The organism is Lentzea flaviverrucosa (assembly GCF_003350445.1).
Classification (GTDB): domain Bacteria; phylum Actinomycetota; class Actinomycetes; order Mycobacteriales; family Pseudonocardiaceae; genus Lentzea; species Lentzea californiensis.
On record NZ_QQAU01000023.1, the window covers coordinates 41,434 to 68,349 of the forward strand.

The window sequence follows — 26,916 nt, forward strand, 5'->3', positions numbered from 1 at the left end:
TCTAAGCATGAGATCGCAACCCCCACGTCTCCTCGCCGCGACCCTGCTCGCGGTGCTGGCAGCGAGCTCATTCCAGGGCGCCGCTGCGGCGGCGGACTACGAACGCGTGCTCAACGGCACGTTCGACACCGGCGCCGCCGATCCCTGGTGGAGCGGCGCCGGCGTGACCAACCGGGTCACCGGCGGCGAGTTGTGCGCGGCGGTCACCGGCGGCACCACGAACCCGTGGGACGCCCTGATCGGCCAGAACGGCGTCCCGTTCGAGACCGGCCAGTCCTACACCTTCTCGTTCGACGCCCACGCCACGACGGCGCAGCCGATCACGGCCGCCGCGGGCGAGAGCGTGAGCCCGTACCGCGGGATCGCGAGCCAGCAGTTCACGCTCTCCCCGGCCAAGCAGCGGTTCACGTTCACCTTCACGTCCACGTTGGACTTCCCGGACGCGGGCAACGGCCAGGTCGCGTTCCAGCTGGGCGGACAGGCCGCCGACAACACGATCTGCGTGGACAACGTCTCCGTGGTCGGCGGCGTGAAGCCGCCCGGCGGCGTCAACCCCAACCCCACCAAGAAGGTCCAGGTCGACCTGGTCGGGTACGTGCCGGGTCTGCCCAAGCGCGCGACCCTCGTCTCCACGGCGACGACGCCGCAGACGTGGACGCTCAAGAACTCCGCGGGAACGGCCGTCGCCACCGGCCAGAGCACGCCCAAGGGCGCGGACGCCACGTCCGGCGACCCGGTGCACCAGATCGACTTCTCGTCGTTCGACACGGCAGGCACCGGCTACACGCTGTCCGTCGGCGAGGACAGCAGCTTCCCGTTCGACATCTCCGCGGACCCGATCAAGCGCCTGCGCTACGACTCGCTCGCGTTCTTCTACCACCAGCGCAGCGGAACGCCGATCGAGGCGCAGTACGTCGGGGACGAGTACTCCCGGCCCGCCGGGCACGTCAACGTCGCGCCGAACCAGGGCGACGACAACGTGCCGTGCCGCGCCGACCTCGCCTGCGGCTACACGCTCGACGTGCGCGGCGGCTGGTACGACGCGGGCGACCACGGCAAGTACGTGGTCAACGGTGGCATCGCGGCCTGGCAGCTGCTCAACTCCTACGAGCGGGCCACCCGCGTCGGTGACGCGACGGCGTTCCGCGACGGCACGCTCGCCATCCCGGAGAAGTCCAACGGCGTGCCGGACCTGCTCGACGAGGCGCGCTGGGAGGTCGACTTCCTGCTGAAGATGCAGGCACCCGACGGCATGGCGCACCACAAGATCCACGACGCGAACTGGACGGCCCTGCCGACCCGTCCCGAACTGGACGACCAGCCGCGCCGCCTGTCCGCGACCAGCACGGCCGCGACGCTGAACCTGGCCGCCGTCGCCGCGCAGGCGTCCCGGCTGTGGAAGGGCGTCGACGCGACGTACTCCGCCACGCTGCTCACGGCGGCCCGCAAGGCCTACACGGCGGCGAAGGCGAACCCGGCCAAGATCGCCGACCCGAACGACGGCACCGGCGGTGGCGCCTACAGCGACAGCACTGTCAGCGACGAGTTCTACTGGGCCGCGTCGGAGCTGTACGCCACCACGGGTGACAGCGCCTACCGGACCGACGTGACGGCCTCGCCGCACTACAAGGCGGCCGGTCTGAGCAGGGCGGGCTTCTACTGGGGCGGCACCGCGCCGCTGGGTGACATCACGCTCGCCCTGGCCCCCAACGGCCTGCCGGCGGCGGACGTCACGGCGATCAAGTCCGCGTTCGCCACCGTCGCGGACCAGCACCTGACCGCCATGGCCGGAATGGGCTACGCCGCGCCGTACGACAACAGCGTGGACGGGTACGTCTGGGGCTCGAACTCCGCGGTCCTGAACAACGCCCAGGTGCTCGCGCTCGCCCACGACTTCACCGGTGCCGCCAAGTACCGCGACGGCGTGTTCGAGGCGCTGCACTACGTCCTCGGCCGCAACCCGCTGAGCACCTCGTACGTGGCGGGCTACGGCGACCAGGCGATGCGCAACGCGCACCACCGGTTCTGGGCGAACCAGAACGACCCGACCCTGCCGATCGCGCCGCCCGGTTCGCTCTCCGGCGGCCCGAACAGCGCCCTGCAGGACCCGGTGGCACAGCGTCTGCTCGCGGGCTGCCCGCAGCAGAAGTGCTGGGTGGACGACATCGGCGCCTACTCGGTCAACGAGGTGGCGGTGAACTGGAACTCCGCGCTCGCCTGGGTCTCGGGCTGGGCGGCGGAGAAGTCCGGGACCTCGACGCCGAAGTCGGACTGCGAGGTCGGCTTCACCGCGGGCAGGTGGAACGACGGCCTGTCGGCCCAGGTGAAGCTCACCAACACCGGCACGACCGCGTGGACGTCGTGGAAGCTCGGGTTCGCGTTCCCCGGCACCCAGAAGGTCACCGCGGGGTGGTCGGCGACGTGGAGCCAGACCGGGCGTGACGTGACCGCGGCCAGCATGCCGTGGAACGGCCAGGTCGAACCGGGCAAGTCGGTCCACATCGGATTCAACGGCTCCGGCACCGGAACAGACCCGACCGCCTTCACGATCAACGGGAAGGCCTGCAAGATCGCCTGACCCGCACCAGGGATGCGCCCGCTGTCACTCCGGTGACAGCGGGCGCTCTGCGTTCGCGGTGTGGACATGGCTTCCCGGCTACGCCGGTGTCGCCAGATCACGACGCCCGATCACGCGGCCTTCTGGGCGCTGGCAGGCCCCCGACGCGGCACGCGACACAAGCTCGGCGACTCCACCAAGCCCCAGGAGCCAGGGCATTGCCCGCCAGCGGGGGCCGAGGCCCCCGGGAACGCGCCCGTCGACCTCGGCAAACGAAGCGGGCGCTCCACGTTTGTGGCCCCTGTGAGCGCTAACAGGCACAACCTGCTGTTATCCAGATGAAACTTGACGAGCTAGTTGTTAGCGATAACACTCGCCGCCTACAGCATTGTTGCCTGTCGGTGACATCGAGGAGAAGCAATGAGGCTTGCCAGGATCGCGGCCACCACCGCACTCGCCGTCACCCTCGCCGCCTGTGGTTCGGCGCAGAAGACGGTCGACCAGCAGACCACCAGCAGCGAAGGTGCGCTGGTGGGCGTCACCATGCCGACGCGGTCGTCCGAACGCTGGATCCACGACGGCGACAACATCAAGAAGGCCCTGGAGGGCAAGGGGTACAAGGTCGACCTCCAGTACGCGGAGAACGACATCCCGACCCAGGCCAACCAGATCGAGAACCAGATCACCAAGGGCGCCAAGCTCCTGATCGTCGCCTCGATCGACGGCACCGCGATCACCTCGCAGCTGCAGCAGGCCGCCGACGCGAAGATCCCGGTGATCGCCTACGACCGGCTGATCCGCAAGAGCCCGAACGTCGACTACTACGCGACGTTCGACAACTTCAAGGTCGGCGTGGAGCAGGCGAACTCGCTGCTGGCCGGGCTGAAGACGAAGGGCGAGGGCCCGTTCAACGTCGAGCTGTTCGCCGGCTCGCCGGACGACAACAACGCCACGTTCTTCTTCAACGGCGCCATGTCCGTGCTCCAGCCGCTCGTCGACCAGGGCAAGCTCGTCGTGAAGTCGGGCCAGAAGGACTTCAAGACCGTCGCGATCCTGCGCTGGGACCCCGCCACCGCGCAGAAGCGCATGGAGGACCTGCTCACCTCGACCTACGGCGGTGCCAAGGTCGACGGCGTGCTGTCCCCCTACGACGGCATCTCGATCGGCATCCTCTCCGCGCTCAAGAGCGGTGGCTACGGCACGGCCGGCCAGGCCTACCCGATCGTCACCGGTCAGGACGCCGAGGTCGCCTCGGTGAAGTCGATCATCGCAGGTGAGCAGTACTCGACGATCCACAAGGACACCCGCCTGCTCGCCGACGTCACGGTGAAGATGGCCGACGCGGTGCTCAAGGGCGGCAAGCCCGAGGTCAACAACACGAAGGACTACGACAACGGCAACAAGGTCGTGCCGTCCTTCCTGCTCCAGCCCGTCCCCGTGGACAAGGCGAACTACCAGAAGGAACTGATCGACTCCGGTTACTACACCGCCGACCAGCTCAAGTAGGTCCTGTGTCCGACGACATCCTGGTGATGCGCGGTATCACCAAGAGGTTCGCGGGTGTCACCGCGCTGCACGAGGTCTCGTTGACCGTGCGGCGCGGTGAGATCCACGCGATCTGCGGTGAGAACGGCGCGGGCAAGTCCACGCTGATGAAGGTGCTGTCCGGGGTGCACCCGCACGGCACGTACGACGGTGACATCCTCTTCGAGGGTGAGCCGTGCGCTTTCGACGGCATTCGCGACAGCGAGCGCCGCGGCATCGTGATCATCCACCAGGAGCTGGCGCTGTGCGGCCAGCTCTCCGTGGCGGAGAACCTGTTCCTGGGCAACGAGAGGTCCCGACGCGGGTTCATCGACTGGAACCGCACCAACCACGAGGCCCAGGCGCTGCTCGACCGCGTGGGCCTGCGGGAGAACCCGACGGTCCCGGTGAACGACCTCGGCGTCGGCAAGCAGCAGCTCGTCGAGATCGCCAAGGCGTTGTCCAAGGAGGTCAGCCTCCTGATCCTGGACGAGCCGACGGCGGCGCTGAACGACGACGACTCGCAGCACCTGCTGGACCTGCTCGACGGCCTGCGCGACGAGGGCATCACCTCGGTGATCATCTCCCACAAGCTGGGCGAGGTCACCCGGATCGCCGACACCGTCACGGTGCTGCGCGACGGGAAGACCATCGAGACGTTGCCCGCCAAGGGCCTCAGCGAGGAACGCATCATCTCCGGCATGGTCGGCCGCGACCTCGAGCACCGGTTCCCGCCGCGCACGCCCGACATCGGCGAGGAGGTGCTGCGCATCGAGGACTGGACCGTGCACAGCCCCGCCCAGCCGGACCGGGTCGTCGTGGACAACGCCACGCTGACCCTGCGGCGCGGGGAGATCGTCGGTCTCGCCGGCCTGATGGGCGCGGGCCGCACGGAACTCGCGATGAGCGTCTTCGGCCGTTCGTACGGCGTCGGCATCTCCGGGCGCGTGGTCAAGGACGGCCAGGAGATCGACACGCGCACCGTGCGCGGCGCGATCCGGCACGGCCTCGCGTACGTCAGCGAGGACCGCAAGAAGTACGGGCTCAACCTGATCGAGGGCGTGCAGCGCAACGTCTCCGCGGGGGCGCTGGACAAGCTCGCGAACCGCGGGTGGGTCAACGAGAACGAGGAGTACACGGTCGCGGAGCGGTTCCGGAAGTCGATGGGCATCAGGACCGCCGCCGTGTCGACCCCGACCGGCACGCTGTCCGGCGGCAACCAGCAGAAGGTCGTGCTGGCGAAGTGGATGTTCACCGACCCGGACGTGCTGATCCTCGACGAACCGACGCGCGGCATCGACGTCGGCGCGAAGTACGAGATCTACTCGATCATCAACGACCTCGCCGCCCAGGGCCGCGCGGTGCTGGTGATCTCCTCGGAGCTACCGGAGCTCCTCGGCCTGTGCGACCGCGTGTACGCGCTGTCGGAGGGCCGCATCACCGGCGAGGTCAGCCGCGAAGAGGCCACGCAGGAACGCTTGATGCAGTACATGACGCGAGGACAGAGCTGATGACCACGAAGACCGCGCCCGCTCCCGCCGCAGCCCCGCCCGCCCGGTCCCGGCGGTTCTCGATCAACCTGCGGCAGTCGGGCATCTACGTCGCGTTCGCGCTGATCGTCGTCCTGTTCGCGGTGCTGACCGACGGCGCCCTGCTGCAGCCGCAGAACATCTCGAACATCATCGTGCAGAACTCCTACGTGCTGATCCTCGCGATCGGCATGATCCTGGTGATCATCGGCGGGCACATCGACCTCTCGGTCGGCTCGACGGTGGCGCTGACCGGGGCGATCTGCGCGGTGCTGACCGTCCAATGGGGACTGCCGTGGCCGGTGGCGGTGCTGCTGACGCTGCTGTCGGGCGCGATGATCGGCGCGGCGCAGGGCTACTGGATCGCGTACTTCGGCATCCCGGCGTTCATCGTCACGCTGGCGGGCATGCTGGTGTTCCGCGCGCTCACCCTGACGACGCTGGGCAACCAGGGCATCGGCCCGTTCCCCGACGAGATCCGGTCGCTCGCGAACGGCTTCACCGGAGGCTACCTCGGCAACATCGGTCTCGGCCCGCTCGGCGGCGCCGACCTGGTGAGCCTGCTCGCCGGACTCGCGTTCGTGGTCGGGTTCGCGTTGTCGCAGTGGCGCAAGCGCGCGGCCCGGCTCGGCTACGGCCAGGTCGTCGAACCGATGCCGGTGTTCGTCCTCAAGATCGTCGGCGTCGGTGTCGTCGTGATGGCAGTCGTGGTGCAGCTCGCCCGCTTCCGCAACCTGCCGTGGGTGCTGGTGCTGCTCGCGGCGCTCGCGCTCGGCTACTCGCTGATGGCCGGCAACTCCGTGTTCGGACGGCACATCTACTCGATCGGCGGCAACCTGCAGGCCGCCACGCTGTCCGGCGTGAAGGTCAAGGCCGTCACGTTCTGGGTGTTCGTCAACATGGGCGCGCTGGCCGCGCTGGCCGGCGTGATCTTCGCCGGCCGGCTCAACCAGGCGGGTCCGACGGCGGGCATGTCGTTCGAGCTGGACGCCATCGCGGCCGCGTTCATCGGTGGTGCCGCGGTCCAGGGCGGTGTCGGCAAGGTCGTCGGCGCCATCACCGGCGGCCTGATCATGGGTGTCATCAACAACGGCATGTCGCTGATCGGCGCTCCCAGTGAACGCGTGATGCTCGTGAAGGGTCTCGTCCTGCTCGCGGCGGTCGCCTACGACGTCTGGACCAAGCGACGCGCCTGAAGTCCCCCTCTCCACCCCCGGAAGGCGAACAACAACGATGTTGTCATCCCTGCGCCGTTTCGGTCTGGTGGTGGCCGTGACGGCCGCCCTGGTCCCCATCACCCCGGCCGCCGCCGAACCGCTCGTGCGGACAGCGGCGAACGCGTTGGAAGTCCCGAACATCGACGACGTCCGCGGTCACCTCACCCTGCCCACCACCGGTGCGCACGACACGACCGTCACGTGGAAGTCGTCCAGCGGCAAGGTGATCACGCCGACCGGTGAGGTGAGCCGCCCTCCTGCGGGCGGCAAACCCGCCAAGGTCGTGCTGACGGCGAAGGTGAGCCGCGGGCAGCAGAGCACCACTCGCGTCCTCACCGCCACCGTCGTCCCGATGCCCGCCAAGGAGCCGCTGGCGGGCTACAGCTTCTTCTACTTCACCGGTGAAGGCAGCCCGATCGGCGAGCAGATCTACGCCGCCGCCAGCAACGGCAACAACCCGCTGGACTTCTCCGAGGTCAACGGCGGCCAGCCGGTGCTGAAGTCGAGCCTCGGCGAGCTGGGCGTGCGCGACCCGTTCATCCTGCGCTCGCCCGAGGGCGACAAGTTCTTCCTGCTGGCCACCGACCTGAAGATCAACGGCGGGCGCGGCTGGGACGCGGCGCAGCGCAGCGGCAGCCGGTCGCTGATGGTGTGGGAGTCGACGGACCTGCGGAACTGGTCGCGCCAGCGCAGCGTCCAGGTCTCGCCGCCCACCGCGGGCAACACGTGGGCGCCGGAGGCGTTCTGGGACGCCAAGCGCGGCCACTACGTCGTCTACTGGGCGTCGAAGCTGTACGCGGAGAGCGATCCCGGCCACACGGGCGACAGCTACAACCGGATGATGTACGCGACCACGCGCGACTTCGTGACGTTCAGCCCGGCGAAGGTGTGGATCGACCCCGGCTACTCGGTCATCGACTCGACGGTCATCGAGCACGGCGGCACCTACTACCGCTACACCAAGGACGAGCGGAACAACTCGTCGTCCTCGCCGTGCAGCAAGTACATCACCGCGGAGAAGTCGGCGGACCTGCTGAACCCGAAGTACGACTTCGTCGCCGAGTGCATCGGCAAGGCCACCCCGACCAGCCCCGGCCTGAGCGCCGGTGAGGGCCCGACCGGGTTCAAGTCCAACACCGAGGACAAGTGGTACCTGTTCATCGACGAGTACGGCGGCCGCGGCTACGTGCCGTTCGAGACGACCGACCTCGCCTCCGGCAAGTGGACGATGTCCACGGGCGCCCGCCTGCCCGCGTCCCCGCGGCACGGCACGGTGCTGCCGGTGACCCAGGCCGAGCTGAGCCGGCTCACCGCTGCCCCGGCGCCGGTGAAGGCCGACTCGAAGGGCCTCGTCGCGCACTGGCCGCTCACCGGTTCCACGGCCGACGCCACCGGTCACGGCTATGACGGTGTGCTCGCCGGCAACGCCGCGTTCTCCGAGGGGTCCCTGTCGCTGCGCGGCGGGCACGTCCAGCTGCCGAACAACATGCTGACCGGTGCCCAGGCCGCCACGATCTCCGCCGACGTGCTGGTGGACCCGGCCCAGCAGACGCCGTACTTCCTCTACGGCTTCGGCAACACCGCACCGAACGGCACCGGCAACGGTTACCTGTTCAGCACCGGTGACACCTACCGCGGCGCGATCGCCACCGGCAACTGGACGACCGAGCAGGGCGCGAACTCCGGCCGTGCGCTGCCCCGGGGCGTCTGGAAGAACGTGACGCTCACGATCGGCGGCGGTGTCGAGGTCCTCTACCTCGACGGCGTGGAGGTGGCGCGCAACACCGGCGTCACGGCCAAGCCGTCCGACCTCGGCGGTGGCATCACCGCGGCCAACTACCTGGGCCGATCCGTCTACGAGGCGGACCGCGCGCTGCTCGGCAGGATGAAGGACGTCCGACTGTACAACCGGGCGCTCTCCGGCTCCGACGTGGCGGCGCTGCCGTTCAACGCGACCCTGATCCGGTCAGTGGCGCACAACTCGCTCAAAGCACCCGCGATCATCGAACCGGGCAGCGTCGTGCTCCCCGTGCGGCCGGGCACCGACCTGCGGCGGGTCAAGCTCGACTTCGGGCTGGCTCCCGGCGCGACCATCACGCCCAGCGGCCCGGTCGACCTGCGCAAGCCGCGGCAGTTCACCGTCCGGTCGGGTCGCGAGAGTCGGGTGTGGACGGTCGAGGCCCACGAGATGCGCAGCCCCGTGCTGCCGGGCCTCAACGCCGACCCGAACGTCGTCGCGTTCGGCGACACCTACTACATCTACGCGACCACGGACGGCTTCGACGGCTGGAGCGGCACGAAGTTCTCCGCCTGGTCGTCGAAGAACCTGGTCGACTGGAAGGACGAGGGCGTCATCCTCGACCTCGGTCCCGGCGTGAGCTGGGCGGACCGCAACGCGTGGGCGCCGGCGATCGTCGAACGCGACGGGAAGTACTACTTCTACTTCTGCGCCGAGGCCAAGATCGGCGTCGCCGTGAGCGACTCCCCCACCGGCCCGTTCGTCGACTCCGGTCAGCCCCTGATCGCGCGCAACCCCACCGGCGGCGGCCAGGCCATCGACCCCGCCGTCTTCGTGGACCGCTCCGGACAGGCGTACCTGTACTGGGGCAACGGTGAGGCCTACGTCGTTCCGCTCAACAGTGACATGATCTCCTACGACCCGGCCAAGATCACCCGCCTCACCGGGCTGACCGACTTCCGGGAGGGCCTGTTCATGGTGGAGCGCAAGGGCACGTACTACCTGAGCTGGTCGATCGACGACACCCGCAGCGAGGACTACCGCGTCGCCTACGCCACCGCGCCCAGCCCGACCGGCCCGTTCACGAACCGCGGCCTGATCCTGAGCAAGGACCTGAAGCTCGGCGTCAAGGGCACCGGTCACAGTTCGATGCTGCAGGTGCCGGGAACGGACGACTGGTACCTCGTCTACCACCGCTTCGCCATCCCCGGTGGGGACGGCACGCACCGCGAGACCACGATCGACAGGATGAGGTTCGGCCGAGACGGTTCCATCGTCCCGGTCGTGCCGACGCTGGAGAGCGTCGCACCACAACGGATCCGGCCTCAGCACTGCCGGGCCCTGATCAACTGATACGAGGAGTTCGATGTCGCAGCGGGAACCCGAGCTACGCCGGGAACTGTTCGGACGGGCCGGTGACACCGACGTCCACCGGTACGTCCTGGCGTGGCCGGGCGGGCTCACCGTGCGGGTGCTGGACTACGGCGGGGTGATCCAGTCGCTGGAGGCACCGGACCGCCACGGTGTTCCCGCCAACGTGGTGCTCGGGTTCCCCTCGCTCGACGACTACGTCGCGAACAACCGGCCCGGCGCGGCCAGGGTGTTCTTCGGCGCCGTGATCGGCCGGTACGCCAACCGGATCGCCCGCGGCGCCTTCACCCTCGACGACGTCCAGCACCGGCTCCCGCTCAACAACGGCCCGAACAGCCTGCACGGCGGACCGGCGGGCTTCGACACGCGGGTGTGGTCCGCGACCGAGCTGCACGAGACGGACAGCGTGGGCGTGCGGCTCGAACTGGTGAGCCCGCACGGGGACGGCGGCTTCCCGGGCACCGTGGAGGCACAGGTGACGTACCGGCTCGACCGGCACAACCGCCTGAGCATCACCTACCGCGCGACGACGGACGCGCCCACCGTCCTCAACATGACCAACCACACCTATTGGAACCTGGCCGGGGAGGGCAGCGGCGACGTGCACCGCCAGTCGCTGATGCTCAACGCGAGCCGGTTCTGCGCCGTCGACGAGAACCTGATCCCGGTGGGGGCGCCCGTGCCGGTCGAGGCGAGCCCGTTCGACTTCCGGCTGCCGACCGCGATCGGCTCCCGCATCGGCGCGGACCACCCCCAGCTGCGCACAGCGGGGGGCTACGACCACAACTGGGTGCTGGACTCCTCCGGAGCCTCCTTCGCCGCGCAGGCCTGCGACCCGGTGTCCGGGCGTCTGCTGACGCTGTGGACCAGCGAGCCGGGCCTGCAGTTCTACTCGGGCAACTTCCTGACCGAGGACCTGGTCGGCACCAGCGGGCGCCCGTACGGCCGCGGCGCCGGGTTCGCCCTGGAGGCGCAGCACTTCCCGGACTCGCCGAACCGGCAGGACTTCCCCAGCACGGTGCTGCGGCCGGGCGACGTCTACCACCAGGAGACGGTGTTCCAACTGTCCACTGCGGACTGATCTACGCCGCGTGACTGCAAGTCGGGCAGCTGCATTCGGCACATGTGCAGTTCGCGCACGAGTCGGTGCATCCGTCACACGCGCACTGTGCGTGGTTGCAGGTCGGGCAGTCGCATTCCGAACAGTCGCACTGCGCGCACGAGTCCGTGCAGTGCGCGCACCTGCACTTGTCGCACTCGTCGTAGTGCACACCGCGATCCGTCACGTGTTCGCGGTGCAGGTGCCCGTCGTGCAGGTAGTCGACGTGGTCACGGTGCACGAGGGCGTCGTGGCCGCAGCCGGGACCGTGCGTGTGGCGGTGCAGTTCCGCGGGAGCGTGCTCGACAGTCGTCATAGGACAGATGCTCATATGCGCAGACGGCTATGACAAATGCAGGAGCATCGGATCATCCGTCCGGGTGACGGGGCACGACAGCTCCTTTACTGCCAAAAGCTTTACACCACAAGCACTTTTCGATTCGACGCGCTATTCGACACGACGTGAACCTCACGGCGGGCTATCTCGTTCAAGCGGTTGCCCACGCACCGCTCACGAAAGGGCACCCGTCGTGACAGTCCTGTTCCAGGAAGCCGCCCTGTTCGACCTGTCCCCCACCGACCGCGAACTGTTCCAGGTGTTCGGCGCCGGTCCCGTCCGGACCCCTCCGTCCGACCACGTCCACCACGCCTTCGAAACGCACGCGGCGCGGCGCCCGCACCTGACAGCCGTGGAACACCTCGGCGAGTCCCTGACCTACGGGGAGCTGGACGCCAGAGCCACGCTGCTGGCCGAGCTGCTGGTCCGGCGCGGTGTGCGCCCCGGCGACCACGTGGGACTGTTCCTGACGCGGTCGACCTCCATGGTGGTGGGCATCCTGGCGGTGCTCAAGGCGGGAGCGGCCTACGTGCCGCAGGACGTGCGCATCACACCGGAGGCCCACCTGCGGCACATCGTCCGGGCCGCACACGTCGACGTGGTGCTCACGACGACCGCGGACGCGGCCTCGCTGCCCCCTCACCTGGCCACGATCATCACGATCGACACCCTGCCCGAGGTCAGCGCGTTCTGCCGCACCATCACGGCGGAGTCGGACATCGCGGCCGTCATCTTCACCTCCGGCACCACCGGGCGCCCCAACGGCGTGCGGGTCTCCCACGCAAACCTGTGCAACGTCCTGCTGACCGCGCCCGGCTCTCTGGGCGTCGCACCGGGGGTCAGGGTGTCCCAGCTGCTCAACATCGCCTTCGACATGGCGATGTGGGAGATCCTCGGCACGCTCGCCAACGGCGGCACGCTCGTGATCCGCGGCGACGACCTCGCGCGGACGGCGAGCACGGTCGACGTCGTGATCGCCACGCCCAGCGTGCTGGCGACGCTGGATCCCGCCGCGTGCCAACGGGTGCGCACGGTCGCGGTCGCCGGAGAGCGCTGCCCGCAGGCCCTCGCGGACGAGTGGGCCCGCCGAGTGGCCTTCCACAACGCCTGCGGTCCCACCGAGGTCACCATCGTCAACACGGTGCACCGCTACGAACCGGGCACCGGGCAGCTCACCATCGGCAGGCCGGTGCCGAACACGACCGTCTACGTGCTCGACGACGACCTGCTGCCGTGCCCCATCGGCGCGGTCGGGGAGATGTGGGCCGGCGGGGCGTGCGTGACGGCGGGGTATCTGGGCGACCTAGACCTCACGTCGGAGCGCTACCGGCCCGATCCGTTCCTCGGCGGCGACCACCTGATGTTCCGCACGCGCGACCTCGCCAGGTGGACGCGCGAAGGCAGGCTCGAGCACCGCGGCCGCACCGACGACCAGGTCAAGGTGCGCGGCTTCCGCGTCGAGCTGGACGCGGTCACCGCCGCGCTGGAACGCGCGGAGGACTGCGACCGCGCCACGACCGTGGTGCACGACGGGAAGCTCGTCGGGTTCATCAGCCCCGGCACCGCGACGCCGGAGCAGGCGCGGCGGGCGGTCTCGCAACGACTGCCGTACTACTGCGTGCCGACGTTGATCGTCCCGGTCGACACGCTGCCGACGACCGACCGCGGCAAGGTCGACCGGCGCGCGCTCCTGTCGCATGTGGACGGACTGCGGCGGGAGCCCGTGGCATGACGCTGCACGAGGTCGTCCTGCCGCCGGCCGATCGGTCCCTCCGCGCCGTCCTGCGCCGGCGCCCCTTCACCCACCACAACCGGCTCGCCGCGGCGGTCGTGCTCGCGAACCTGGTCTTCGCCGTGACCTGCGACTGGCGGGGCGACCAGGACGTGCTGACCACGCTCGTGGTCGTCAACGTGGCCCTCGCCGCGCTGGTCCGCCAGCAACTGGTGATCAACCTGCTGTTCCGGCTGGCCACCAGCGCGCCGAAGCACTGGCCGTTGCGGGTGCGGTGGACGCTGGGGAAGGTCTACCACTTCGGTGGCCTGCACGTCGGAGCCGCCGTCTGCGCCGTGGCCTGGTTCCTCCCGCTCGCCGTCGGCACGCGTGGCGCACTGCCGATCGCGCTGAGCTGGACGATCCTCGCACTGCTCGTCGCGATGACCGTGCTCGCGCTCCCCCGGCTCCGCGCGCGCCACCACGACCTCTTCGAGCGGTCGCACCGGTTCGGCGGCTGGACGGTGCTCGTGCTGTTCGCGGTGCTGGCCGCCGTCTCGAACCCGGTGTTCCTCTGGCCGCTCGCCCTCGTGGTGGTCAGCGTCGCGCTGCCCTGGCTCCGGCTGCGGCGCGTGCCGGTGCGGATCGTCAGCCCGTCCCCGCACGTCGCGCTGGTGTCGTTCGACCACGGCGTCACGCCGTTCGCGGGCTCCTCGACGGCGGTGAGCCGCAACCCGTTGCTGGAATGGCACTCGTTCGCGAACGTGCCCGCGCCGGGACGCTCCGGCTTCCGGCTCACCATCTCCCGCGCCGGCGACTGGACGGCGAAGCTCATCGCCGACCAGCCGAGCCACCTGTGGGTGAAAGGGATTCCGACCGCGGGCGTCGGCAACATCGACAAGCTGTTCCACCGGGTGGTCTGGGTGGCCACCGGCAGCGGCATCGGGCCCTGCCTGCCCCACCTGCTCGCCCGCACCGCTCCGGCGACGCTGGTGTGGTCGACCCGCGACCCGCGCCGCACCTACGGGGACGCGCTGGTCGACGAGATCCTCGACGCGCAACCGGACGCCGTCGTCTGGGACACCGCCGGCCAGGGCAAACCGGACCTGGTCGCGCTCGCGCACGACGCCTGCCGCCGCTTCGACGCCGAGGCGGTCATCTGCATCTCGAACAAACAGACCACCTGGCACGTCGTCGAAGAGCTGGAGGCCAGGGGAATCCCCGCCTACGGCGCGATCTGGGACTCGTGAGGAGACCACAGTGGACTACCAGAACCTCGTGCTCGACGAGCAGGGCGGCGTGCTGACGGTGACCGTGAACCGGCCGCACGCCCGCAACGCCCTGTCCCAGCGGACCCTCACCGAACTGCGCCACCTGCTGTCGACGCTCTCCGGCCCGCGCGCGGTCCTGCTCACGGGCTCCGAGGGACCGGCGTTCATCGCCGGCGCCGACATCCGCGACATGGCGGCCATGAGCCCCGAGGAGGGCGAGGCGTTCGGCGCGCTGGGCCAGGAGGTGACGTGCCTGCTGGAACGGCTCCCCGTCCCCGTCGTGGCCTGCGTCGACGGCTACGCGCTCGGAGGCGGCTGCGAGATGGCGCTGGCGTGCGACTTCGTCTACGCCACCCGCAAGGCCGTGTTCGGGCAGCCGGAGGTGCTCCTCGGCCTGATCCCCGGTTTCGGGGGCTGCGTCAGGTTGTTCCGGCGGGTGGGCGTGGCACGGGCGCGCGAGATGATCTACTCGGGCCGGCGCGTGGACGCGGCTGAGGCGCACCGCACCGGGCTGGTGAACCAGGTCTTCGACACCCGCGAGGAGATGTTCACCGCCGCACGGCTGGTGCTCGCCGACATCGCCGCCAACTCTCCCGCCGCCGTCACCGCGTGCAAGTCGGTGATCAACGCCGCGGACGGCCTGCCCGTCGGTCCGGGACTGCACGCCGAGCTCGAGGCGTTCCGGCACGCCTTCACCACCGACGACATGCGTGAGGGCACAGCGGCGTTCCTCGGCAAGCGCTCCCCGGTGTTCCGCACCTAGGCGGGGTGCGTCATCAAAGACGACCACATCGCCCTGTTGCGCGAGCTGCACGACGGCCACGCCGCCGCCCTGTGGCGCTACGCCCTGCGGCTGACCGGAGACCAGCAACTGGCCGAGGACATCGTCCAGGAGGCCCTGCTGCGCGCCTGGCGGCATCCCGAGGTCCTGGAGCAGGGCTCGTCGGCGTCCAAGGCGTGGCTCTACGCCGTGGCGCGCAACTACGCCATCGACGAGCGGCGCAGCGCCCGTGCCCGGTGGGAGGTCGACTCGGAGAGCCTGCCCGAACGTTCGCGGGCCGACCACACCGACTCCACGCTCGACGCCTGGCTCGTCGCCGACGCGCTGTCCACGCTCAAACCGGAGCACCGGCAGGTGATCGTGCGGGCCTACTACCGCGGCGAGTCCATCGCGGAGCTCGCCGACGCGCTGGAGGTGCCGCAGGGCACGGTGAAGTCGCGGCTGCACTACGGCCTGCGGGCGCTGAGGCTGGCTCTGCAGGAGAACGGGGTCACCGGGCGGTGAACACACCGGATCCGTTCCGGGAGTGGGACGGCGCCTACGTCCTGGGGGCGCTGTCGACCGCGGACCGGCTGGCCTACGAGCAGCACCTCGCGCAGTGCGCCTCGTGCGAGCGCGAGGTCTGCGGGCTCGCGGGGGTGACGGCCCTGCTGTCGCGTGTGCCGGAGGAGTGGGCGGTGCAGTCGCTGGGCACCGGACCGGAGGTGCCCGCCGCCGTCCTGCCCCGGCTCGTCCGGGCAGTGCGGCGGCGTCACCTCCTGGTCACGGCGGCGGCGGTCCTCGTCGCCGCCGTGACCGGTGCGGTGCTCGGCGTGCTGTTCTGCTACCTCTGAGCTGTCACGGTGTCGACAGCTCGAAGCGCTGCACGCCCACCGAGCCGCCGAGCGCCTGCGTGGCGTGGTTGAAGACGCCGAACCGGTAGCCCATGAAGAACTGCCAGTCGCTCTTCAGCGTGAAGCCGCTGCCCAGTGACGTGAAGTTCACGCCGTCCGTGCTGTAGGAGAACCGGGCCTGCCGTCCGCTGCCCGGTCTGATGTCGGCGTTGGCGCGCAACCAGATCCGGGTGCCGGTGAAGTTCGCACTCGCGACCTCGGTGCCGGTGCCGGTGGTGTTCCAGCTGCTGTCCATGGTCAGGCCGTTGACCATGACCACGCGGTTGCGGCCGCTGTCGCGCTTGACCCCGATCCACGCCGAGGAGTCGCGCAGCATCGCAAGGCCGGTGCGGTCGCCGTCGCGCATCGACGCGAGGTCGAGTGTGACGGTGGCCGTGGAGGTAGGGCCCTGTATTCGGTGGGTGAGGGTGTTGCGGGCGTTGTACAGGTCGTTGGTGACGGTCGCGGTGGACAGCCGCAGACCGTTGTTGACGCTGTACTTCGTGGTGTCCGGGTTGTGGTTCCATTCCCACTGCGGCCCGAGTCTCGTGCCGTCGAAGGTGTCCACGCCGGTCATGGGTTTGACCTGGCGCGGTGGCGGGGGCAGGTTCGGCATCGGGTAGTTCGCGCCCCAGCCGCCGTTGACGGTGGTGATGCGCGGCCAGCCGTCGGAGGTCCAGGTGATCGGCGCGAGCACCGGCACACGGCCGCCGGGGTAGGCGTCCACGAACGCCATGTAGTACCAGTCGCCGCTCTGCGTCTGCACCATGCCGCCCTGGTGCGGGACTCCCCCGCCCTGGATCGGCGTGGGCATGTTCAGCAGCACCTGCTGGACGGTGTAGGGGCCCCACGGGCTCGACGACTTGAGCACGTACTGGCCGTTCGCCGGCCTGGTGAGCCAGATGTAGTAGCTGCCGTTGCGCTTGTAGAACCGCGCGCCTTCCAGCGTGCCGATGTTGGACGGCGTCTGGAACACCTGCTGCGACCGCACTTCCGACTTCCCGTCCGCCGACAGCTGCGCGACGCTGATCGTGGTGTTGCCGTACGCGACGTACATGGTGTCGTTGTCGTCGAACAGCATTCCCGCGTCGTAGTAGCACTTGTTGATGGTGGAGAGCTTCGACCACTGCCCGTCCACGGCCGCGGCGGTGTAGATGTGGGTCTGGGCGAAGTCGACGCACCCGCCCCAGTAGAAGGTGTTGTTGCTCTTGCGGTGGTTGAACATCGACGCCCAGATACCGCGCACGTAGCCCCGGCCGCCATTGAGGTCGTACTTGGAGCCGAAGTCCAGGCGTGGCACGGAGTGCCCGGCGAACTCCCAGTTCACGAGGTCGTAGGAACGCAGGATCGGCGCTCCCGGCGAGTAGTGCATGGTCGACGCCGAGTAGTAGTACGCGTCACCCACGCGGATGATGTCGATGTCCGCGAAGTCCTGCCACAGCACAGGGTTGTTGAACGACGCTGGCCGGGGTGTCGATGTCGTCGTCGTGGTGGTGGTCGTCGTGGTGGTGGTCGGATCCGTGCCGCCGTTGCAGGTGGTTCCGTTGAGGCGGAACGACACCGGGTCGGCGTTGGCGGAGCCGGACGTGGCGTTGAACCCGAAGTCCACCTTGCCGCCGGCCGGCACGGAGCCGTTGTAGGAAGCGTTGCGCGCGCTGACCTGGCCGCCGCTCTGCGTGATCACGGCGTTCCAGTGCTGTCCGACCTGCTGGCCGGAGGCGTACGCCCACTCGAGCGTCCAGCCGGTGATCGCGTCACCGGTGTTGGTGATGGACACGGAGGCTCCGAAGCCGCCCTGCCACTCGGAGGTCTTGGTGTAGGTGACCGAACAGCCCGGAGCGGCCTGCGCAGTCGTGCTGGCGGCGAGTCCGGCTGCCACCAGCGTGAGGGCGGACACCGCCGCCGCGACGGGAGCCCATCTCATGATCGTGACCACCTCTGGTTGGTCTGGCCGTTGCAGGTCCACAGCACCAGCTTCGAGCCGTTGCCGGTCGCGGCCCGTTCGACGTCGAGGCACAGCCCGGCGTTCGTGTTGCGCAGCGTCCCGTCGGAGCCCAGCGTCCAGCGCTGGTTCGTCTGACCGTTGCACTGCCAGACGATGACCCTCGTGCCGGTGGCGGTGCCCTGGTCGTACGCGTCGAGGCACTTGTCGCCGAACACGCGGACCTCGCCGTTCGTCCAGGACGTCCACCGCTGGGAGGCGGGGGTGAGGCAGTCCTGGATCACGACCGCGGCCCCTGCCGCCGTGGAGCCGTTCTCGACGTCGAGGCAGCGGTTCGACCCGGCGCCCCGCAACCGGGAGGTGGTGTTCTGCAGCGGGCTGCCGCCGGTCACCCGGAACGCGGTGACGCCGTGCGCGGGAACGGACGCGGAGATCGCGCCCGACGTGCTGGACGTGCCGCCGGTCCAGAGGTCGGTCAGCGTGAAGCTGCCGCCGGACAGGCCGATCTGGGCGGCCGTGGTGGCGATGGTGGCGGTGCCGCCGCCCCGGTTGAACAGGCCGACGGCGACCGAGCCGTCCGCGAGCGGTTTGGCGAACACCTCGGTGGCGCCGTCGTCACGCACCCGGCGGCCGCCCGCGCCGAGGCTGTCCTGGTTGACGGTGATCAGGCGCTGGTTGCGCAGGACCGCGCTGACGTCGGCGGACATGGTGCGGATGTCGTTGCCGGCCATGAGCGGCGCCGCCATCAGCGACCACAGGGTGAAGTGCGACCGCGACTCGGTGAGCGTGAGGCCGGGGCGTCCGACGACGAGCATGTCCGGGTCGTTCCAGTGGCCGGGACCGGCCTGCACGGCGAGCGGGGCGGTGATGTCGACGACGTTGCCCACGCCCATCGGGTAGCTGTTGGTGTTGCCGTTCTGCCAGATGTCCAGCAGGTCCTCGGTGGTGCGCCACAGGTCGGCGACCTCGCTCCAGTCGTACCTGTCGCCGGTGGGAGCGTGGAAGCTGTTCGAGTTGATGCTGTAGACGATCGGCCGGCCGGTGGCGCGCAGGGCGTCGCGCATGATCGTGAACCGGGCGATCTGCTCGTCGCGGGTGCCGGCGCCCGAGCACCAGTCGTACTTCAGGTAGTCGACGCCCCACGACGCGAAGATCCGCGCGTCCTGGACCTCGTGGCCCTTGCTGCCGGTCGAACCGGGGTGCGCGCCGGTGCCCTGCGCGCACGTCTTCTCGTTCGGCGCCTGGTAGATGCCGAACTTCAGGCCGCGGCCGTGGATGTAGTCACCCAACGCCTTCATCCCGCTCGGGAACTTCGACGGGTGTGCCCGCAGGTTGCCGGCGGAGTCGCGCTGCGGGTCGAACCAGCAGTCGTCCACGACGACGTACTGGTAGCCGGCGTCGCGCATGCCCGACGACACCATCGCGTCGGCGGCCTGGCGGACCTGGCCCTCGGTGATGCCGCAGCCGAAGCTGTTCCAGCTGTTCCAGCCGAGCGGTGGCGTGAGCGCCGGGCTGCCGGGAGCGGCGGTGGTGGTGGCGGGGTTCGCAGTGACGGTCGCCATCGCCGCCAGCAGGACGACGGCGAGGTGCGTGAGTTTCCTGGACCAGGAGGGCATCGTTGCCCCTTTCTCGCGGGGTGACGCCGCCGGTGGGCGTGCCCGGCGGCGTCGGTCCCGCACTCAGCAGGTCGAGTTGGTCTGGGTCAGCAGGCCCAGCCGCCAGGGCAGCCGGTTGTAGTCACCACCGGCGTTGGGATCCATGCCCTGGTAGAGGTAACTGAGCTTGCAGGGGCTGATCTCCATGGTCTGGTCGACGTTCGTGCGCACCATCTCGCCATGGCTGATGTCGCGGGTCCACTGTCCACCTGGGAACGTCACGTTGTTCGCGCGGGCGAACGGGTTCGACTCGCTCTCGGCCAGTCCCGTCCACGGGCCGGTGATCGAGGGCGCGGTCCAGGAGCGGAACCAGCGGCGGCCGTCCGAGCCGATCGCCTCGTGCACCAGGAACCACTGGTTCTTCCCGGCGATCTTGTAGACGTTGGCCGCCTCGAACAACCGGTTGCGGTTGCTGTCCTGCATGGCGATCACCGTGTTGGTGAAGCCGTTCGGGAACTGCGCGAGGTTGGTCTCCGACCGGTAGAGGTGGCCGTTGTCGTCGGAGGAGAACAGGTAGCACTTGGCGGTGTCGCACACCGTCCAGAAGTCGACCCAGTAGCCGTTGCCGATGTTGTCGCGGATGATCTGCGGCATTCCGCCGGCGTAGAAGTTCTTCGGCGTGGACCACGATGCCGGGTTGGCGATGTCCGTGTTCGTGGAGTACGACGCGTTGTCCCCGGTCTGGTAGACGAGGTACCAGAGGCGTTGCGGCGCGAAGTAGAACACCTGCGGCGCGGCCCGGTACCCGCCTCCGATGCCGGAGCGGTCGAGGTAGTAGTGCGGTGCGGCCGACGCCTGGGACCAGTCGCTGAAACTGGTGTACATCAGGTTGTAGCCGTTGGTGTAGGTCGACGCGAACACGTGGTACTTGCCGTTGTGGTAGACGACGCTCGGGTCCTTCACCGCGACGTTCGCGTGTGTGGCGTCCGGCTTCGGGCTGATCAGCACGCCGCTGGAGTTCCAGCGGAAGCTCGACGGCAGGTTGCCCACGGGCGGGTTGCCGGTCGTGGTCGTGGTGGTCGTGGTGGTCGTCGTGGTGGGGCCGACGTCGCCGGTGCACAGGGTGCCGTTGAGCGTGAACGCCGTGGGGTTCGGGTTGGTCGTGCCCGTGGAGGAACCGTTGAACCCGAACTCGACCCGGCCGCCGGTGGGGATCGCCGCGTTGTACGAGACGTTGCGGACGGTCACCTCAGTACCGGACTGGGTCGCCTCGGCGTTCCAGGCCTGCTTCACCTGCTGGCCCGCGGAGAAGCTCCAGGTGAGCGACCAGCCGTTGACGGCGTCACCCAGGTTGGTGACGCTGACGTTCGCCGTGAAGCCACCGTCCCATTGCGACGGTGCGGAGTAGGTCACCGAACAGCCCGGTGCGGCAGCGGCGGGAGGCACCGCCACCGCGGCGAGCGTGGACACCGCGATGAGCGGCACGGCGGCGACGGCCGTGAGCAGGGCTCGTCGTGGTGTGAACGATCGTGCGAAGAACATGATCACCCTTCGTCGTCGGAGGGAGCAGGGATCACGCGCCGGCGCAGGTGGCGGTTCCGACCGCCGCCGCACCGGGACCGGACGCGAGGAAGCCGAACGTCGCCGAGGCGCCGGGGCTGATCGAGCCGTTGTAGGGGGCGTTGGTGACCGTGACCGAACCGCTGGCGGCGCCGCCCCAGATCTGCGACACGCTGTGCCCGTTGGGAAGCGTGAACTGGACGGTCCAGCCGGTGATGGGGGTCGCGGTCGTGTTGGCGACCGTGACCTCGGCCTGGAAACCACCGTTCCAGGTGCCCGTGACGCTCGGCGTGGCGGTGCAGGCGCCGCCGGGCGCGGGAGGATCGCCGATGCTGCCCGGAACCGACGACAGCGCGTTGAACCAGACCGTCGCCATCTTGGCGTAGCCGGCGGCGTTCGGGTGGATGCCGTCGGGCAGGTCGGAGATCGGCACCGCCGGGTACATGTCCACGACGTGCACCTTCTTGCCGGCCGCCGCCTTCGCCCGCAGCAGCGGGACGATGGCGGCGTTGTAGCCGCGCACGGTGGAGTCGGCGAAGCGGATCGGGATGATGGTCGAGACGAACACGGTCGCGCCCGGCGCCTGCGCGGTGATCTTGTCCACCAGCGCGGAGAGCCGTCGCGGCGCGCCGGCCGGATCGCTGCCGTACATGTCGTTGGTGCCGATGTGCAGCAGGATCGTGCGCGGGGTGTAGGTCCTCAGCCAGTTCACGACGCTCGCGTCGACCTGCGCGATGGTCCAGCCGGGATGCCCCTCGTGGTTGCGGTCGGGCATGGAGCCCGGCCCGTCTGCGAGTGAACCCACGAAGTCGACGGCACGTCCCGCGGCACGCAGTTTCGTGCCCAGGTCGAGGCGGTAGCCGCCGATCGAGCCGCCCTGGGTGATGGAGTCGCCCAGCGGCATCACCCGCACCGGGTCGGCGGAGGCGGCCGGATCATCCACAGTGGACTGTTCGGCGAAGGCGGGCGACGCGGCCAGCAGGACGGCGATCAGCGCTCCGCACAACGCTTTGAGCGGGCTCGGCATGATGAGCCTTTCGACGAGCGGTCAGCGGCGGGGCGGCTTCCAGCAATGTAGAAGACCCCGCGACGCCGGGTCAAAGCTAAATGTGAGCGCTAACCTTTAGCAGAACGACGTTGAGATGCGTCCATCACCCGACCAGACGCCTTCGCTCTGTTAACGCGAACATAAGCTGTTCACGGCTGCGGCCGCGCGACCGAACCACCCTCGCGCACCGGCATCGGCACCCGGCGGATCAGCGGGGGGCGGGTGCCTCGTCCCCGCCGTCCCAGCATCTCCACCAGCACCTCGACCGCCTGCACGCCGAGCTCGTGGTGCGGCATGGCGATGGTGGTCAGCCGCGGACGCATCCACGACGCGACGGGGTGGTCGTCGAACCCGAGCACGGACACGTCGCCCGGCACCGAGAGCCCGGCCTCCCCGAGCGCCTGGTAGGCCCCGAACGCCAGGCGGTCGTCGAAGCACACCAGCGCCTTGGGCAGGTGGTGGCGCAGCAGCTGTCTGGTCGCGTCGTACCCGTCCTCGGGTGTCCACCTGGGACAGCGGTGCGCGCTGACCACCTCGACGCCCGCGACCGCGAACACCTCGCGCAGGCCGATGAGGCGCTGCACGGCCGCGATGCTGTGGGGCGGGACGTCGTAGGAACCCGGTCCCGCGCCGATCAGGTGCACGCCTTGGCGGTGCCCGGCGTCCACGAGGAGGCGTGCCGCCGAACGTCCGCCCTGCTCCTCGTCGGACACCACCGACGGAATGGCCGAACGGGCGCCGGCGGTCGCGTTGAGCAGCACGGCGGGCCCGTGGTGCAGGCGTTCCGGCACCGCGATCGCCCTCGTGTGCGTGGTGGCGAGGACGATGCCGTCCGCGCGCCGGTCGCGCATCGCCTCGACCAGCGACCGCTCGAGTCCCGGGTCCCCGCCGGTCTCCCCGGCGAACAGCATGAAGCCGTGCCGGTAGGCGGCCTCCACCGCGCCTTTCACCACCTCGCCGGCCAGTCCGGACGAGGTGACGGTGTCGAGCACGAACCCGATCGTCCGCGACGGCCCTGGCCGCGGCCCGCTCACCAGCACACCGCGCCGGTAGCCCAGCTCCTGGGCCGTGGAACGGACCCTCCGCTCGGCGTCCTCGGAGATGCGCAGTTCGCGCGCGCGTCCGGTCAGCACGAGCGATGCCGTCGTCACCGACACCCCGCTCGCCGCCGCGACGTCGGCCAGGGTCACGCGAGTTCGTCCCACAGCAGATCCGCCTCCCGTGCCGTGCGGGCCCGGCCGAGTTCCGGCCGGATGTTCCACGAAATGGTTGTGCTCACACGCCTTGCGCCGAACGGCCCTGGCGGAGGGGACCGTCCGGCGACGAGCGCTCTACCTCTTCAGACGACCGGGATCTCCCGCCTCGCCGCGGCGCACGAGCCACGCCTCGGTGATGTGGGTGAACATGGCCTGCGCCGCACCGGCCCCGTCGTGGGCGGCGATGCGTTCGAAGATGCGGCGGTGCCCCTTGTTGGACGCCGTGCACATGTCCCGGCCGCTGCGGCCGTGGTAGCCGGCGGAACCGAGGACCTGGCTCTCCAGCGAGCGCACGACTCCACGGGCGATGCGGTTGCCCGAGGCCTGCATGATGGTGTCGTGGAACAGGCGGTCGTGCTCCTCGTAGGTGGCGGTGTCCCCGACGAGCTCGTCCATCCGGTCCACCAGTGCGCGCAACCGGTCCAGGACGTCCTCGCCGGCGGTGCGCGCGGCGACCTGTGCCATGTCCGACTCGAGCAACCGGCGCGTCACCACCAGGTCGTCGAGGATCGCGAGGCTCTCGTCTCCTGCGACGGCGGCGGCGAGCACCAGCTCGTCGAGCATGTTCCACTGCGCCATCGGGGTGACCGTGGTGCCGGCGCCTTGGCGCACTCGCACCAACCCCTTCTCCTGCAGGACTTTCACCGCCTCGCGGATCACCGTCCTGCTCACCGAGAAGGTCTCGCACAGCACCGGCTCGGGCGGGAGCGTGGTGCCAGGGGCGTAGGTACCGCGCACGACGCGTTGCACGAGCTCGGCGGTGACCGCGACGGCCAGGCTCGCTGGTCTCCGCGTCCATCCGGGGATCTCGGCCGCACCCTGCTCCGGACGTGTCACCGACATCTCGCCTCCGTTGCGCCGCAACCTGTTGTCAGGACCCGACAGTATACGTAACACCATTGACGTCACACGTCATACGAGTTACGTTCACGTTGTTCCTGAACCGGCCCGGACGCCCGGTCCTCCCGTCCACGGAGACCCGTCCGCACGCCCCGTTCCACGGTGCCGTCGCCGCGAAGTCCCCCGGCCGCCGCGTTCCCCGGCACGACGAAACCCGAACGTCCACACAGGACGCGAGCTGTCCCGTCCGCCGCAGCGGGAGAGGTGATCAGGCCACACCCACCAGGAGGTCACTTGTCCACGTCCTCGTCACCCGCCGCACGCGGGCGGATCGCACTCGCCGCCACCGCGGCGGTGATCGCCGCCCTCGCCACCGCTCCCCCGGCCTCCGCGGCCACCACGACCCTCCACGCCTCTCCGACGGGCACCGGCACCGCTTGCACCGCCGCAGCGCCGTGCTCGTTGTCCGGAGCGCAGACCGCGGTGAGGTCCCGCAACACCTCCATGTCCGGTGACATCGTCGTGGAGCTGGCCGGAGGGACCTACCGGCTCACCGCGCCGTTCCGGCTGACCGCGGCGGACTCCGGCAGCAACGGGTACCGCGTGCTGTGGCAGGCCGCCGCGTCGGCGCGTCCCGTCATCAGCGGTGCCAGGGCCGTCACCGGGTGGTCGCTGGCCGACGCCGGCAGGAACATCTGGCGGGCCAGCGTCGGCACCGGTGTCGAAAGCCGCCAGCTGTACGTCAACGGCGCGATCGCCACTCGCGCACGGACCCAGGTGAACCGCGCCGACTTCACGTTCACCGACACCGGCATGCGCTTCTCGAACAGTTCGCTGAACTACCTCAACAACCTGGCGAACCAGAACCGCGTCGAGGTGGAGAGCGTCAACTCGTTCACCGACCGCTACTCGCCGGTGCAGAGCATCGCGGGCAACTTCCTCACGATGCAACAACCCGCGTGGAACAACAACACCTTCGGCTACGACACGCTCAGCAAGCCGCACCGGGCCGGACCGCTGTACCTGGCGAACGCGTACGAGTTCCTGGACGCGCAAGGTGAGTGGTACGTCAACCCCGGCGCGGGCGCGCTCTACTACATCCCGCTCGCCGGGCAGAACATGAGCAACGTCAGCGTGGAACTGCCGGTGCTGCAGTCATTGGTCAACGTCGGCGGCACGTACGACGCCCCGGCGCGCGACATCACGTTCGGCGGCATCACCTTCACCGGCACGTCGTGGCTCGGCCCGAGCAGCAACCAGGGGTTCGCCGACCAGCAGACCGGCGCCTTCATGGCGGGCAACCAGAACTGGCCCGCCGACCGCATCAACTCGTGCCAGCAGGGCTGTGCGCAGTTCGAGGCGGCGCGGCCGCACTGGTCCCAGATGCCTGCGGCGGTGCAGGTCTCCGCGGCCAGCGGCATCACCTTCACCGACTCGCAGTTCGTCAACCTCGGCCAGACCGCGATCGGCATCGGCAACGACGCCAACGCGCACGCCAGCGGAGTGGGACTGGGCGCGTCCGGCATCACGGTCACCAGGTCGGAGATCGCGCGCAACTCGGCGGGCGGCGTCGTGGTCGGCGGTGTGCGGGCCGACGCGCACCACCCTGGCGACCAGCGGATGGTCAACCGGAACATCACGGTCAGCCACAACCGCATCCACGACATCGCCGTCGAGTACCGCGGCAACGTGTCGGTGCTCAACACCTACGTCAGCACGGCGACCGTGTCCCACAACGAGATCTACAACCTGCCGTACTCCGGACTGTCCCTCGGCTACGGCTGGGGCGCCAACGACGCGGGCGGCAGCAACCACTACGCGAACCGCGGTCTGTACAACTACCAGCCGCGGTACTCCACACCCACCACCGCGTCCAACAACAAGCTCATCAACAACTACGTCCACGACGTCATGCAGCAGATGACCGACGGCGGCTGCATCTACACGCTCGCCTGGAACCCGAACGCGGAGATCAGCGGCAACCACTGCCTGCGCACCAACGGGTGGTTCGGGCTCTACTTCGACGAGGGCTCCAAGTACTACCGCGCGACCGGCAACGTGTTCTCCTCCACCGGCACCTGGGCCACCGCCAACTACTGGGGTGGCGAGAACATGGGCAACTGGACGCTCACCGGCAACTGGTCGACCAACAACAGCACCAACGTGACCAACGGCGACCGCGGCAACGTGGTCAACGGCAACGTGGTCGTGTCCAACGGCAACTGGCCGTCCGGTGCCCAGGCCGTGATCGCCAACGCGGGACCGGGCGGTACCGGCGGTGGCCGGGAGAACGTCACGGTCGTCGGCAGCCAGTCGGGCCGTTGCCTCGACGTCGCCGCCACGAGCAACAACACCCAGGCGAGGCTCTGGGACTGCAACGGCGGCACGAACCAGCGCTGGAACCACACGGCCGGCAGGCAGCTCACCGTGCAGGGCAAGTGCCTCGACGCCTCTGGCGGAGGAACCGCCAACGGCACAGCGGCGATCCTCTGGGACTGCCACGGCGGCGTGAACCAGCAGTGGAACGTCAACGGTGACGGCACCATCACCGGCGCACAGGCGGGGCTGTGCCTCGACGCCAGCGGCAACGGCACCGCGAACGGTACGCTGATCCATCTCTGGGCCTGCCACGGCGGGACGAACCAGCAGTGGAGCCTGCGCGCGTGAA

General features: G+C 69.5%; 19 protein-coding genes. 12 read left to right on the top strand and 7 right to left on the bottom strand.

What is annotated here, in order from left to right:
- Window positions 1-7 precede the first annotated feature (7 nt).
- The 11 genes from DFR72_RS43855 to DFR72_RS47655 all read left to right on the top strand — a co-directional run bounded on the left by DFR72_RS43855 (window position 8) and on the right by DFR72_RS47655 (window position 15,968).
- Entirely contained in the window at window positions 8-2,578 is a 2,571-nt protein-coding gene (locus DFR72_RS43855) for a glycoside hydrolase family 9 protein (protein ID WP_090064648.1), read from the top strand.
- A 399-nt stretch (window positions 2,579-2,977) separates the two neighbouring features.
- Window positions 2,978-4,063: a multiple monosaccharide ABC transporter substrate-binding protein gene (gene chvE, locus DFR72_RS43860; protein WP_090064649.1), complete on the top strand. Its 1,086-nt coding sequence runs from the start codon at window positions 2,978-2,980 to the stop codon at window positions 4,061-4,063.
- Between the two features lie 26 nt (window positions 4,064-4,089).
- Window positions 4,090-5,592 (top strand): multiple monosaccharide ABC transporter ATP-binding protein, encoded by a 1,503-nt coding sequence (mmsA, locus tag DFR72_RS43865; protein WP_090065190.1) that lies wholly within the window; start codon window positions 4,090-4,092, stop codon window positions 5,590-5,592.
- Window positions 5,592-6,806, top strand: coding sequence for a multiple monosaccharide ABC transporter permease (mmsB, locus tag DFR72_RS43870; RefSeq protein ID WP_090064650.1), 1,215 nt, complete (start codon window positions 5,592-5,594; stop codon window positions 6,804-6,806). Before mmsA ends, mmsB begins: the two co-directional genes overlap by 1 nt.
- Before the next feature lie 37 nt (window positions 6,807-6,843).
- Complete coding sequence (locus DFR72_RS43875; RefSeq protein ID WP_090064651.1) at window positions 6,844-9,918, top strand: family 43 glycosylhydrolase; 3,075 nt, start codon at window positions 6,844-6,846, stop codon at window positions 9,916-9,918.
- Between the two features lie 13 nt (window positions 9,919-9,931).
- Entirely contained in the window at window positions 9,932-11,017 is a 1,086-nt protein-coding gene (locus DFR72_RS43880; RefSeq protein ID WP_090064652.1) for an aldose epimerase family protein, read from the top strand.
- A 548-nt stretch (window positions 11,018-11,565) separates the two neighbouring features.
- Window positions 11,566-13,104 (top strand): amino acid adenylation domain-containing protein, encoded by a 1,539-nt coding sequence (locus DFR72_RS43890; RefSeq protein WP_211335790.1) that lies wholly within the window; start codon window positions 11,566-11,568, stop codon window positions 13,102-13,104.
- The gene (locus DFR72_RS43895; protein WP_090064655.1) at window positions 13,101-14,333 is read left to right on the top strand and encodes a ferredoxin reductase domain-containing protein; all 1,233 of its coding nucleotides are present in this window, start codon (window positions 13,101-13,103) and stop codon (window positions 14,331-14,333) included. The genes DFR72_RS43890 and DFR72_RS43895 overlap by 4 nt, the downstream gene beginning before the upstream one ends.
- A gap of 10 nt (window positions 14,334-14,343) precedes the next feature.
- Complete coding sequence (locus DFR72_RS43900; RefSeq protein ID WP_090064656.1) at window positions 14,344-15,117, top strand: enoyl-CoA hydratase/isomerase family protein; 774 nt, start codon at window positions 14,344-14,346, stop codon at window positions 15,115-15,117.
- A gap of 12 nt (window positions 15,118-15,129) precedes the next feature.
- Complete coding sequence (locus DFR72_RS43905) at window positions 15,130-15,639, top strand: sigma-70 family RNA polymerase sigma factor (protein WP_090064657.1); 510 nt, start codon at window positions 15,130-15,132, stop codon at window positions 15,637-15,639.
- Window positions 15,636-15,968 (top strand): anti-sigma factor family protein, encoded by a 333-nt coding sequence (locus tag DFR72_RS47655; protein WP_090064658.1) that lies wholly within the window; start codon window positions 15,636-15,638, stop codon window positions 15,966-15,968. Before DFR72_RS43905 ends, DFR72_RS47655 begins: the two co-directional genes overlap by 4 nt.
- 4 nt (window positions 15,969-15,972) lie before the next feature.
- On the opposite strand, the gene DFR72_RS43915 is transcribed toward DFR72_RS47655, so the two are convergent.
- The 7 genes from DFR72_RS43915 to DFR72_RS46595 all read right to left on the bottom strand — a co-directional run bounded on the left by DFR72_RS43915 (window position 15,973) and on the right by DFR72_RS46595 (window position 24,766).
- Window positions 15,973-17,931, bottom strand: coding sequence for a family 43 glycosylhydrolase (locus DFR72_RS43915; RefSeq protein WP_090065191.1), 1,959 nt, complete (start codon window positions 17,929-17,931; stop codon window positions 15,973-15,975).
- Complete coding sequence (locus tag DFR72_RS43920; protein WP_090064659.1) at window positions 17,928-19,565, bottom strand: glycoside hydrolase family 27 protein; 1,638 nt, start codon at window positions 19,563-19,565, stop codon at window positions 17,928-17,930. The genes DFR72_RS43915 and DFR72_RS43920 overlap by 4 nt, the downstream gene beginning before the upstream one ends.
- Before the next feature lie 63 nt (window positions 19,566-19,628).
- Complete coding sequence (locus DFR72_RS43925; RefSeq protein ID WP_090065192.1) at window positions 19,629-21,086, bottom strand: glycoside hydrolase family 62 protein; 1,458 nt, start codon at window positions 21,084-21,086, stop codon at window positions 19,629-19,631.
- A 31-nt stretch (window positions 21,087-21,117) separates the two neighbouring features.
- Entirely contained in the window at window positions 21,118-22,131 is a 1,014-nt protein-coding gene (locus DFR72_RS43930; RefSeq protein WP_090064660.1) for a cellulose binding domain-containing protein, read from the bottom strand.
- Between the two features lie 170 nt (window positions 22,132-22,301).
- Window positions 22,302-23,342, bottom strand: a complete 1,041-nt coding sequence (locus DFR72_RS43935) for a LacI family DNA-binding transcriptional regulator (protein WP_211335794.1) — start codon at window positions 23,340-23,342, stop codon at window positions 22,302-22,304.
- A 141-nt stretch (window positions 23,343-23,483) separates the two neighbouring features.
- Window positions 23,484-24,251, bottom strand: a complete 768-nt coding sequence (locus DFR72_RS43940; RefSeq protein ID WP_090065193.1) for a FadR/GntR family transcriptional regulator — start codon at window positions 24,249-24,251, stop codon at window positions 23,484-23,486.
- 287 nt (window positions 24,252-24,538) lie between these two features.
- The gene (locus DFR72_RS46595; RefSeq protein WP_211335796.1) at window positions 24,539-24,766 is read right to left on the bottom strand and encodes a hypothetical protein; all 228 of its coding nucleotides are present in this window, start codon (window positions 24,764-24,766) and stop codon (window positions 24,539-24,541) included.
- Here DFR72_RS46595 and DFR72_RS43945 point away from each other — a divergent pair.
- Window positions 24,753-26,915 (top strand): RICIN domain-containing protein, encoded by a 2,163-nt coding sequence (locus DFR72_RS43945; protein ID WP_245984054.1) that lies wholly within the window; start codon window positions 24,753-24,755, stop codon window positions 26,913-26,915. The genes DFR72_RS46595 and DFR72_RS43945 overlap by 14 nt on opposite strands.
- Window position 26,916: the final 1 nt, after the last annotated feature.

What these genes read in the sequence shown, in the direction of transcription:
- mmsA (WP_090065190.1), top strand. Translation starts at nt 4,090, where the DNA reads ATGCGCGGTATCACCAAGAGGTTCGCGGGTGTCACCGCGCTGCACGAG.
- DFR72_RS43925 (WP_090065192.1), bottom strand. Translation starts at nt 21,086, where the DNA reads ATGTTCTTCGCACGATCGTTCACACCACGACGAGCCCTGCTCACGGCC.
- DFR72_RS43895 (WP_090064655.1), top strand. Translation starts at nt 13,101, where the DNA reads ATGACGCTGCACGAGGTCGTCCTGCCGCCGGCCGATCGGTCCCTCCGC.
- DFR72_RS43915 (WP_090065191.1), bottom strand. Translation starts at nt 17,931, where the DNA reads ATGAGATGGGCTCCCGTCGCGGCGGCGGTGTCCGCCCTCACGCTGGTG.
- DFR72_RS43920 (WP_090064659.1), bottom strand. Translation starts at nt 19,565, where the DNA reads ATGCCCTCCTGGTCCAGGAAACTCACGCACCTCGCCGTCGTCCTGCTG.
- chvE (WP_090064649.1), top strand. Translation starts at nt 2,978, where the DNA reads ATGAGGCTTGCCAGGATCGCGGCCACCACCGCACTCGCCGTCACCCTC.
- DFR72_RS43940 (WP_090065193.1), bottom strand. Translation starts at nt 24,251, where the DNA reads ATGTCGGTGACACGTCCGGAGCAGGGTGCGGCCGAGATCCCCGGATGG.
- mmsB (WP_090064650.1), top strand. Translation starts at nt 5,592, where the DNA reads ATGACCACGAAGACCGCGCCCGCTCCCGCCGCAGCCCCGCCCGCCCGG.
- DFR72_RS43945 (WP_245984054.1), top strand. Translation starts at nt 24,753, where the DNA reads ATGTCCGGTGACATCGTCGTGGAGCTGGCCGGAGGGACCTACCGGCTC.
- DFR72_RS43855 (WP_090064648.1), top strand. Translation starts at nt 8, where the DNA reads ATGAGATCGCAACCCCCACGTCTCCTCGCCGCGACCCTGCTCGCGGTG.
- DFR72_RS43930 (WP_090064660.1), bottom strand. Translation starts at nt 22,131, where the DNA reads ATGCCGAGCCCGCTCAAAGCGTTGTGCGGAGCGCTGATCGCCGTCCTG.
- DFR72_RS46595 (WP_211335796.1), bottom strand. Translation starts at nt 24,766, where the DNA reads ATGTCACCGGACATGGAGGTGTTGCGGGACCTCACCGCGGTCTGCGCT.
- DFR72_RS43880 (WP_090064652.1), top strand. Translation starts at nt 9,932, where the DNA reads ATGTCGCAGCGGGAACCCGAGCTACGCCGGGAACTGTTCGGACGGGCC.
- DFR72_RS43875 (WP_090064651.1), top strand. Translation starts at nt 6,844, where the DNA reads ATGTTGTCATCCCTGCGCCGTTTCGGTCTGGTGGTGGCCGTGACGGCC.